The sequence below is a fragment of the Pseudonocardia sp. NPDC046786 genome (genome assembly GCF_040645415.1).
Lineage (GTDB): Bacteria > Actinomycetota > Actinomycetes > Mycobacteriales > Pseudonocardiaceae > Pseudonocardia > Pseudonocardia kongjuensis.
Genome location: NZ_JBEYYF010000050.1, coordinates 1 through 10,123 on the forward strand (window position 1 = coordinate 1; position 10,123 = coordinate 10,123).

At 66.0% G+C, this 10,123-nt stretch carries 10 protein-coding genes; 1 reads left to right on the plus strand and 9 read right to left on the minus strand.

Features of this window, described 5'->3' with window-relative positions:
* From ABZ881_RS30435 to ABZ881_RS30465, 7 genes are all read right to left on the minus strand, one after another.
* The coding region (locus ABZ881_RS30435) for an IS256 family transposase (RefSeq protein ID WP_358489439.1) at window positions 1-840 on the minus strand (840 nt) is incomplete at its 3' end.
* A gap of 488 nt (window positions 841-1,328) precedes the next feature.
* Entirely contained in the window at window positions 1,329-2,363 is a 1,035-nt protein-coding gene (locus ABZ881_RS30440; RefSeq protein ID WP_358489420.1) for a LacI family DNA-binding transcriptional regulator, read from the minus strand.
* The gene (locus ABZ881_RS30445) at window positions 2,363-2,992 is read right to left on the minus strand and encodes a glutamine amidotransferase (RefSeq protein WP_358489422.1); all 630 of its coding nucleotides are present in this window, start codon (window positions 2,990-2,992) and stop codon (window positions 2,363-2,365) included. The genes ABZ881_RS30440 and ABZ881_RS30445 overlap by 1 nt, the downstream gene beginning before the upstream one ends.
* 301 nt (window positions 2,993-3,293) lie before the next feature.
* A complete protein-coding gene (locus ABZ881_RS30450) occupies window positions 3,294-3,935 on the minus strand; it encodes a haloacid dehalogenase-like hydrolase (RefSeq protein WP_358489425.1) in 642 nt (213 codons plus the stop codon).
* Between the two features lie 157 nt (window positions 3,936-4,092).
* A complete protein-coding gene (locus ABZ881_RS30455) occupies window positions 4,093-4,905 on the minus strand; it encodes an aldo/keto reductase (protein ID WP_358489426.1) in 813 nt (270 codons plus the stop codon).
* A 304-nt stretch (window positions 4,906-5,209) separates the two neighbouring features.
* Window positions 5,210-6,763: a nicotinate phosphoribosyltransferase gene (locus tag ABZ881_RS30460; protein ID WP_358489429.1), complete on the minus strand. Its 1,554-nt coding sequence runs from the start codon at window positions 6,761-6,763 to the stop codon at window positions 5,210-5,212.
* Window positions 6,764-6,873: 110 nt separating this feature from the next.
* Window positions 6,874-7,419 carry a pyridoxamine 5'-phosphate oxidase family protein gene (locus tag ABZ881_RS30465; protein ID WP_358489431.1) on the minus strand — a complete coding sequence of 182 codons (546 nt, stop codon included), beginning with the start codon at window positions 7,417-7,419 and terminating at the stop codon, window positions 6,874-6,876.
* Window positions 7,420-8,120: 701 nt separating this feature from the next.
* Here ABZ881_RS30465 and ABZ881_RS30470 point away from each other — a divergent pair.
* The gene (locus tag ABZ881_RS30470) at window positions 8,121-9,182 is read left to right on the plus strand and encodes a phosphotriesterase (protein ID WP_358489433.1); all 1,062 of its coding nucleotides are present in this window, start codon (window positions 8,121-8,123) and stop codon (window positions 9,180-9,182) included.
* A 7-nt stretch (window positions 9,183-9,189) separates the two neighbouring features.
* Here the strand turns inward: ABZ881_RS30470 and ABZ881_RS30475 are convergent, their stop codons facing one another.
* Window positions 9,190-9,612, minus strand: coding sequence for a transposase (locus ABZ881_RS30475; RefSeq protein ID WP_358489435.1), 423 nt, complete (start codon window positions 9,610-9,612; stop codon window positions 9,190-9,192).
* A complete protein-coding gene (locus ABZ881_RS30480) occupies window positions 9,609-9,902 on the minus strand; it encodes a hypothetical protein (protein ID WP_358489437.1) in 294 nt (97 codons plus the stop codon). Before ABZ881_RS30480 ends, ABZ881_RS30475 begins: the two co-directional genes overlap by 4 nt.
* Between the last annotated feature and the right edge of the window lie 221 nt (window positions 9,903-10,123).

The window sequence follows — 10,123 nt, forward strand, 5'->3', positions numbered from 1 at the left end:
GCGGTCCTCGGCGTTCCAGATCTCGGCCAGGGCCTTCTTCGCCCCGGGATGGGCCGACCTCGGCAGCGCACCGAGCACGTTCGCGATCTTGTGGAACCAGCAGCGCTGCTCCCGCGTGGTGGGAAACACCTCGTGCAACGCACCCCAGAACCCCAGCGCGCCGTCCCCGACCGCGAGCACGGGTGCGCGCATCCCACGCCGCGCGCAGTCACGCAGCAGGTCGGCCCAGGACTCGGTCGACTCGCGGTAGTCGTCGGTCAGAGCGACGAGTTCCTTGCGACCATCGGCACGCACCCCGATCATGACCAGCAGGCAGAGCTTGTGCTCCTCGAGGCGGATGTTGACGTGGATGCCGTCGGCCCACAGGTAGACGTAGTCCACGCTCGACAGGTCACGGGCGGCGAAGGCGCGTTGCTCGGCACGCCAGGTCTCGGTCAGCTTCGTGATCACCGGTCCGGACAGCCCCGCCGTGGACCCGAGGAACTGCCCGAGCGCGGGCACGAAGTCCCCGCTGGACAGGCCGTGGAGGTAGAGCAGCGGCAACACCTCGGTGATCTTCGGTGTCTTGCGGCACCACGGCGGCAGGATCGCCGAGCAGAACCGGGCCCGCTCGCCGGTGTTCGGATCGGTGCGGCGGTCGTTGACGCGCGGCGCGACGACCTCGACCGCCCCGGCGCTGGTGAGGACCTCGCGGGGATGGTGGCTGCCGTTGCGGACCACCAGCCGCCGGCCCCGCTCGTCGCGCTCGTCGGCGAACCGGGCGATGTAGTCGTCGACCTCGGCCTGCAACGCTTCGGCCAACATCCGGCGGGCGCCTTCGCGAACCAGCTCATCGATCAGCGACGCGCCTGCAGGGCCCTCATCCGGGCGGGGATCCTCAGCGTCGCCAGCTCCAGGAACTACGGTGAGCACGGGTCGTACCTTCCCGACCGGCGTTGGCGCGCCGGCCTTGCTTGAGGGCTTCAAGATGATCGGGAGGGTACGACCCATCCCGGCTCATCCACAGGTCTCAAGCATTGCTCACTCGCCGACCTCGACCGCTGCTCACAGCCGCAACAGGACGCTGACACCGCCGCTTGACATAGGAGCAAGCAGACGTCACCACCCGGGTGGGGAAGCAGCACTCTCGACAGCGGCGACGACCGCATCCGGGGTGGTCTCAGCACTGACGAGCACACAGCCCGCCCAGCCAGCTGCCAGCGCTACGGCCCATTCGGACTGCCGCCGGATCGACGGCGGCGTTCGCCCCGGCACCGACGGCGATCCGGTTCTCCCCCTTCCGGCCGAGACGTCGATGTTGACGGCGCCGACGACGAGCACCCGGGCGGTCATTTGCCTTTCGTCGGAGGGCACACCGATTCGCGTAGCTGCACGGTCGCCTGCAGCACACCGAGTGCTTCGGACTCGTCGTTCTCGAGTAGATCGAACAGTGCCGACGCCGCGCGGGACCCCATCTCGTGCGCGGGCTGGCGAACGGTGGTCAGCCTGGGCGTGAGCAGCGCGGAGACGGGGAGATCGTCGAACCCGACGATGCTCACGTCCTCGGGGACCCGCAGACCGACTCGTCTGCAGTACTCCATGGCGCCGATCGCCATGAGGTCGTTCGTGCAGAGCAGCACCGTCGGCCGTGGGTCGGACTCCAGCGCTGTCGCCGCAAGTTTCTCGCCCGTGGCCTGTCGGTAGTCGCCGGGGAAGACCGGTACCGAATCTGGGTCGAGTCCTGCTCCCGCAAACGCCTCTCGGTAGCCCGCGAGCCGCTGTTGGGACGTCCAGAGCGACGGTGGACCGCCAATCACGGCCACCCGCCGGTGCCCCTGCTCCAGGGCGTGCGCGGCAACCTCGCGAGCTCCCTTCCGGGAGTCGCAGACCACCGCAGGTAAATCCATACCGGAGATCTGCTCATCGACCAGCACGACGGGACCGGAGCGAGCCAGCCTGTAGAGCGACGCAGGCATCGACCCGGTCCCCGATAGGTAGACGACGCCGTCGATCCGCTGGCTCCGTAGAAGCTCTGCCTGCTTCTCCTCGGGCTGCCCCGAGGCATCGGGCACGACCAGCACTACCAGAACGTCTCGCTCCGATGCCACCCTTTGCACACCTTCGGCAACCATCGCGAAGAAGGGATTAGTCAGCTCCGGCACCACCATGCCGATCGTCGAGGTGCTGCGTAGCTTGAGGTTCCGGGCGGACTCGTTGGGCGTGTACTCAAGGACCCGCACGGCATCGAGCACTCGACTGCGCCGCTCGGGCGCGACCGGGCCCGAGTCGTTGAGCACGTAGCTCACCGTGCTCACCGACACACCAGCGTGCTGGGCGACATCCTTCATGGTGGGCCGCCTACGCGTACGGCCGGACCGCGTCATCAGTCTGTCACGTGCGCGCCTGGCGCCGCCTGGGCGGCCCACGCCAGTATCGAGGTCCAGAGCGCGGGGTAGTGCACCCACTCCACGAATTCCGGGGGCGCCCAGTGCGGGGCGAGATCCGAGGCGAATGCGACCGCCCGACCCTCCCTGTACTCACCGGTGACCAGCATCGGGTCATCACCCGCGCGGGCCACCACCACGGAACCCGGCTTGGGCAGTAATCGGTTGTAGCCCAGCAGCGGCGACCACACCGCGGGCGTGCCGCCAAGGATCGGGTGTCCCGGCTCGACGACGTCGACCTTCAGCCCGTCGGACATCTCGATGCGGTCGTCGTGGGGAAGCATCGTGACCGGCAGGACGTCCGCAAGCGGGCTCATGCCGTAGCGGGCGTTGCCGTCGATACCGGTGAACGACAGGTACCCGCCGATCATGACGAGACCCCCGCCGCGGCCCGCATACTCGGCCACAAGCCCAAGCCGGTTTGGCGACTTCTCTGAACGCAAGAACGTCTCGTCCGGAGGAATAAATGAGGTCGACCCGATGTCAGAGATGACGATTACATCGAAGGTATGCTTGACCCAGGACTCCCCCGCGACCAAGACGTTCAAGTGTGACCCGCGCGCGCTCATGCGAATCGATCCTTTGCGTACGGGGAGCAGCAACGGGCTCGATCGTGGCGGTCGCCCGGGGCTTCCCAACTGATCATCATGTCCGACACCAGCACCTCGCCGTGTCCGGGACCACGCCGACTCAAGACCTGCCGTGTGGCCTGCGGCGTCGATTCAGTAAGTAGCGAACGCCGGGGTCAGCCAGCGGGTCCGCGTGGCTCATCAGCCACTCTGCCTCCTCCCGGTCCCGGCGGTACCAGAAACTATTCTGCCATGCTGTGGCGTCAGCTGCTTGAGCGATCCTCTTCAGGTCGTGTCGACGTCAGTCGTCCGACAGCAGGCCACGCCCGATCGAGTACGCTTCTCTGAGGTCGGTGCCGACGTAACTTGCCGAAGCCAGCTCGGCTACGGCTGGGCTCGGGTTCACCGCGACGGCGTGCGGTAGCCAAGCGAACAGGTCGAGATCGGACGACGAGTCGCCGTACGCAACACATGCATGCTCCGTCAGACGATGTCGGCCCAGAACATCCTTCGTGATCCCTACCTTGTCCTCCGGTAACAGGGTGGCGGAAGGCGGCAGCGGCCGGCCGACCTCGACGTCCGAGCCGTAGGTCTCACTTGCACCCCAACGCTGCAGCCTGCGGGCAAAGAAGGCCGGGGACTGTGTGATGACGATCGCGATCTCACCTCTGGCACGAATATCGGTGAAGACGTCGACGATGCCTGTCATCCAACAGGCGCTCTGAAACGCAGCGTCGAGATCAGCTTCGGTCGCCTCGGCGCAAATATCGAGCAAGATCTGCCAGAATTCTTGGTCCGAGATGGAGCCAGCGAGCCACCGAGACTCGATGTCCTGACCGACGGTGGGCTTCCCGAAGTGTCGGGCCAGCTCGATCGTAGCGGCACCTCGAAGGAGGGTGCCGTCCATGTCGAAGACATGCAGACGTCGGCCATGGCCCGACATGTCGGCACCTGGGCTCTGTGGCATGAGCTCTCTTTTCACGGGAAGGCCACACGGGACGATGCCCGCGGGACGCATACAAGGGTTATTGGGCCAGGCGTCACTCGACAGAGACGAATCACCGAACCGTCGGGCCGATGGAGACGAAGACCTTTCCAGATTAGGACAACGTCTCGAGCGGGACGACACCCGGCGCCGGGAAGGCGCGATCCAGGACCTCGAGTTCCTCGTCAGTGAGCTCGAGGTCCAGTGCTGCAGCGTTCTCCTTGACATGGGCAAGCCGGACAGCCTTCGGAACGGCGACGACGCGCCTGCTACGGACCGACCAGGCCAGCGCGACCTGCGCCGAGGTAGCTCCACGCTCTGTCGCCACGCGGCGGAGGTCGGGGTGATCGAGCAACGCTCCCTTCTCGACGGGCGAGTAGGCCATGATCGTGGCGCCCACGCTCTCACACCAGGGGAACAGATTCGCCTCCGGACCGCGACGGGTGAGGTTGTAGAGGATCTGATTGCAGGCAGGGACGGCGCCCTCCGGCAAGTCCTCCAGATCGTGCAGGTCGAAGTTGCTGACCCCCCAGGCCTGGATCGAACCCTCCTCGTGCAGCTTCTCGAGCCCGGCCACCGTTTCCACGAGGGGAACCTCACGGCGCCAGTGCAGCAGGTAGAGATCCAGCCTATCGGTCCCCAGGCGCCTGAGGCTCGCATGGCATGCGGCGGCCGTGCCCTCGGTGGTCGCATTCTGCGGGAGCACCTTGCTGACCAGAAATACCTCGTCGCGACGGCCACGCACCGCCTGACCGACGACTTCTTCTGCAGCCCCGTCTGCGTAGAGCTCGGCCGTGTCGATCACGGTCATTCCGAGATCGATACCGGCCCGCAAGGCGGTGATCTCGGCCGGGCGGTCCGCACCCATACGCCAGGTGCCCTGGCCGATCGGTGGAACATCTGCTCCGGCCAGCAGAACTGTATTCATGGTCATATCAGAGGGTCCAATATCGTAGCTTCTTCCTCAACCGAGAACATCGCAACCACGGAAACGTCATCCGCGGGTTTTCGTCCTCCGGCCACACGCTCCCGACCGACGGGATCGTAGGTCGAGCGTCTTGCCGAATGGAAGTCCGAGGTCGCTCGCAGCTCTACCGACCCGGCCATCCCCGAGCACGCCCTGGCGCTCGGGACCGTGATCGAGCGGTCGGCCGCGCACCTGATGGGCAGGCTGGGTCGCACGGGGCGGGACCGACCCAGGGGAGCACGGGTCGGTCCCGCAGCGGCCGGCCTCAGTGCACGCCGGCGACTCCCTGTACGACGCCCGAGTAGTAGCTCTCCGGAGTCGGCCGCTCGCTCCGCTCGATGAGCTCGGTGAAGTCCCACTGGCGCAGCATCTTGCCGTCACGGAAGACCGGCACGAGCTGGTTCTCCTCCGCCGGGATGGAGTCGCGGGGGACGGTGGAGTACGTGCCGTCGGTGTAGCGGAGGGCGAGCCGGCCCCCCTTCGACCGCTTCATCGCGCTGCCAGTCGGGGCCTTCACGGTCTCTCGCCACTCGCCGTTGATGCGCATAGCGCTGGCCTTGAAACCGAAGTTGAGCGTGTCCCGGTTGACCTGCTGCAGCAGGCCGCCACCCATCCCGCAGAGCACGTTGTCCGCGGCCAGGCCCCGCGCCTCCAGTTCGGTGTAGATCGCGGTGTAGGTGTCGAGGATGAGCCCGTCGCCCTGGATCACCCGGATGTTCTGAGGCAGGACCTTGAACCCCTTGCCGTTGGTCTCGTGTCCGAAGCTGTCCATCAGCGACTCGACGGTGTCGACCGGCACCTTGATCGGATCGCCAGAGTCGCACCGCACCGCGACGAGACCCTGGAACTGGCTGATCTCGTCGTGCATCTCCTTGCCGAGGATCTCGTTGACCGCCCGGCCGTGGTCGAACGTGTCGACCAGAAGGCCGGCCACGACGACCCCGGGGAACTTCAGAAGGCTGCGGAACGTGTCCGCCTCGGCATCCCTGCCGGCGGCCGCCACGGTGGAATGCTCCTGGAAGACGGCACTGCCGTTCGGGGCCGCCGCGTTGTACCACTGCCGGGCGGCGACGTACGCGGGAACCGTGTCGGTCTGGTCGAAGTTGACCAGGTGCGCCATTCCGCCGAGACCGGCCGACTCCAGCGAGCTGACGCCGCGATTGCCGTAGTCGTGCAGGTACATGCGGATTGCCTCGGGATGATCGGAGGTGCGCTCCAGGAACCCCTTCATCAGCTGCTTGGCCGTCCAGCTCAGGGTGCCGACCGTGGTCGGGTACCAGACGGCCCGGAGCAGGGCGGTCTCGACGAAGCCGGTGATCCATGGGTAACGCGGATCGGTGTTGACCAGCTGCACGAGGACGTTGCCGGTCGGGACAACGGTGCCCTCCGGGACCGCCTCGATCTCGATTGGGAGGTAGCCGTCGTGGTCGTTGAGCAGGTCGATCCAGTTCTGGCGGTTGAACGGGATGCCCATCGGCCGGTGCACGGCCTCGGCCTCGTGGATGTCGTCGAGGGTGATCTGCCGAGTGAGGTACTCGCGCAGGAAGGCCTGGAGCCCGACAAACAGTGTCGCGGGGAAGCGGCCGCCACGTGATTCGATGTAGCTGGAGACGTACTCGGTGCCGTCCGGGTACATCCCGTAGTGCGCGTTCTTGTAACTATCGACGTTCACCATGATGTTGCGCCACAGGGACGAATCGCCCATGTCAACTCTCCTGATCGTATGCCTACAGGTAGGGGGCCTGGTCGGAGGCGAACCCGGACCAAGCCGAGGACTGTGCTCGTTGACTCGCCCCGCCCGCGCCGCCTCCGTGGTCATGAAGCGGATGGTGGTAAGTCGCTCAACTGGTGGTCAGCGGCCCACCCTTGCCGTCGTCGGGGCCATGGAGGCGGTCGCTCGATCCGAGCAGGCCGGCCTCGATGAAGGAATCAGCTTCCGTTCACCACGTGGTCAGGGAAGCGAAGGCGTTCCTGGATCGGAGGCTGAGGCAGCTCACGCATATCCCAACCATCGACGCGCTCAGGAATGATCCGGTACCAACGCCGCTCGGCTACTGCACCCGCGCTGAAGTAGTACTCGAGGTGCAGGTGACCGACGTGGAAGTACTTCTCAGCCACCAGATTCAGGAGCTGCTCGACGAGCTCCGAATCGTCAACCTGTTTGGCTGTCCCTTCAAGCTGAACCGCACGCACGTTGGAAATCTCGTCCCCCTCGTCGATCACCGCGGACACCCTCCCACCCGCGTCGATGATCTCCATGTGGCGGGCGTCAGGGGTCGTGCTCTGTCCCGGATCACCGAGGGTCGGGTCGAGAGGCACATAGACGGTCTCGTCTGCAACGACGAACCACGCCGGCGAGACATTGATCGCCCCGTTTGGAAGGGCAGACGCGAGCCGAAGCCGCAGAGCCCTCTCCACGAAGGCCCAGCGCTTGATGCCTTCGAGGGGAGCAAGCTCCCCGAGGGAGGTAGCCATGTGGTCGTCCTCTCAGTCCAGGGCAGCGAGTGCTGGCCCACGCCGAATGACATGTCGCCGTCTGACCCAGGCGGCGGACGCCCTCCGCGTGCCGATCTCCGCTGCCCCCCGGGGTTGAACAGCCGAGTGCTCGCCGACCGCGATCTAGAGCGAGCGGTCGAGGCCATGTCGCTTTCTGTGGTTCCCGTCCCGAAGGCGCCCGACAAGCCAGAGACAGGAATCGTTTCTACTCCTCGGGCACAGATCTACCTCCGTGGCGTCAGACGCTGCGGAGTGACCATAGCGACGTAGGCTGCGTCACAGCAAGACTCAGAACGTTTCCATCCTGTTAGATGACCGAATCCATAGCCACCACCGGAGACACCGTGATCGACAGCTCAGTCTTGAACCGATCGAGCGCCGGCGGCGGGCGTCTGACGAGCACACAGCGCGGCGTTGCAGCCGCGGCTGTGGGTTCGCGAACCCCGGCCGTGCGCTGCGGCCGAACCGCGCGTAGCCCTATCTACAGGTGTTCACAGGACGCGAACCTCGAGGTTGACGGCACGGTCAGGCGGACGCAGGCCACCGTGGGACGGCAGTAGACAACGGCCGCACCGCCCAGGCGTTAGCGACACGTGCGGCACAAGCTCCCCGGATCGACGATGGCGCGGCATCCAGTCCGGGCCGGCGCCCGGCCGATCCCGACACAAAGGAGAACCCACATGGCTTCAGCGGTAGCCGACCAGGCCGTGCAGGTGAACACGGTTCGAGGCCCCGTATCGGTTGACGAGCTTGGTATGACCTTGACCCACGAGCACCTCATCTTCGACTTCACGAAGCGGTTCACGCCGCCCGAGGGCGCCGCCGAACGCAAGCTGTATGGCACCCCCGTCAGTCCGTCGATGAACTGGCTACTTGCCGACCGTCCGTTTTGCTGCTTTGACAACGGGTGCCAGGACGACCCGCTCGCCACAGCCGCCGAACTTGGGAACTTCAGTGAGGCAGGCGGACGGACAGTCGTCGATTGCACAAACGGAGACTTCGGGCGGGACCCTCTAGCGCTCAGAGAGATCTCCGACAGGTCAGGAATCAACGTCGTGATGGGCTCCGGCTGGTATGTCCACGGATTTCACGACAGCAGGACCGCCTCCGCCAGCGCCGACCAGCTCACCGAGGAGCTCCTGGCCGAGTTCACCGACGGAGTCGGCGACACGGGACTTGCGCCTGGAGTCATCGGGGAGATCGGGGTCTCACCTGACTTCACTGACGCGGAGAAGCTCCGGCTGCGCGCTGCATCTCGTGCCCAACGCCAGCTCGGAGTCCCGCTCATGATCCACTTGCCGGGCTGGCAACGTCGAGCCTTCGAGGTACTCGACATCGTGCTGGGCGAGGAGGGAGTTACCCCTGCGGCGGTCGTCATGTGCCACATGGATCCGTCTGGCCATGACGTGGAATACCAGCGCGGCGTTGCCGATCATGGCGTCTGGCTCGAGTTCGACATGATCGGGATGCCGTTCCATTACCCTGGGGAAGGTCAGTCTCCCGCCCCTGACCAGACCGCAGCCGCGGTTGCCGGACTAATTCGGGACGGGTACTCCGCACGAATACTATTGAGCCACGATGTGGCCGCCAAGAGCATGTTAACCTGCAATGGCGGGAACGGATTCGGCTACATCCCAAAGCTCTTCTTGCCTCGCCTGGAGCGTCATGGAGTGACGCCCGACGTGGCGGCAGAGCTGATGACCGCGAACCCCGGACGCCTATTTACGGCTTCGCGCACCTAGTGCCTCGTCAGGCAACGTTCGGTAGGTAATCGGGTCGGCGGATCTTCGACTCGGGCGCGAAGTGTCGCTTCGGGGTGGCGTGTCTGTTGGTCCAGCGGATGTAGCCGGCGATCGCGGCTTCCTGGGCGGCGTGGGAGGGGTAGTCGCTGCCGTCGAGGATGAAGTAGCGCAGCGCGGTGAACTCGGACTCGATCCAGTTCAGCCAGGAGTCATAGGTCGGGGTGGACACCAGCTCGACGTCATGATCGGCGCACCAGGCGGCGACGGTGGCCTTGCGGTGCGGGGAGAAGTTGTCACACACCACGAACAGTCGCCCGACCGGGAAGCGGCCTCGGAGCTGGCGCAGGAACTCGAGGAACTCGGTGGCGCGCTTGCGGTCTCGGAGCCGGTAGAACAGCTGCCCAGAGGCCAGATCGAGCCCGGCAATCATGTGGCGGACACCGCCATAGCGGTTGTAGGTCGCGCGAGCCGGGCCGGTCGCCTGGTGGGGAACCAGCCGCGGCCTGGGCGGGGTTGCAGGTTCAGGGGCCCGAACTCGTCGACGCAGACAACGCGGGCGCCGTCGGGGAGCTGACCGGCCGCGGAGCGGTCGTAGAGGTCGAGGATCCGATCCATCTTCTCCCGGAACTGTGGGTCGCGGCTGACTTTCCAGGTCTTGGTGGCCTGCCAGCGCACCCCGGCGGCTCGCAGGATCCGGTGCACGGTATCGGTGCTGATCACGACCCGGTGCGCGGCGACGAGGTGCTCGACGAGCTTGGTCAGGCTCCAGGTGGTGAACGGCAGTCCCGCCTGCTGCGGCGGGGTGCGGGCGAGGCGGCAGATCAGCTCGCGGACGTGGGGGCCGAACTTAGAGATGGTTTCAGAATGGCTTCATGAGTTCGCGGTGACAGATCAGCGCGCAGGCGAGCTGGAGGAAGCCGAGGTGGATGTCGGCGCGGCGT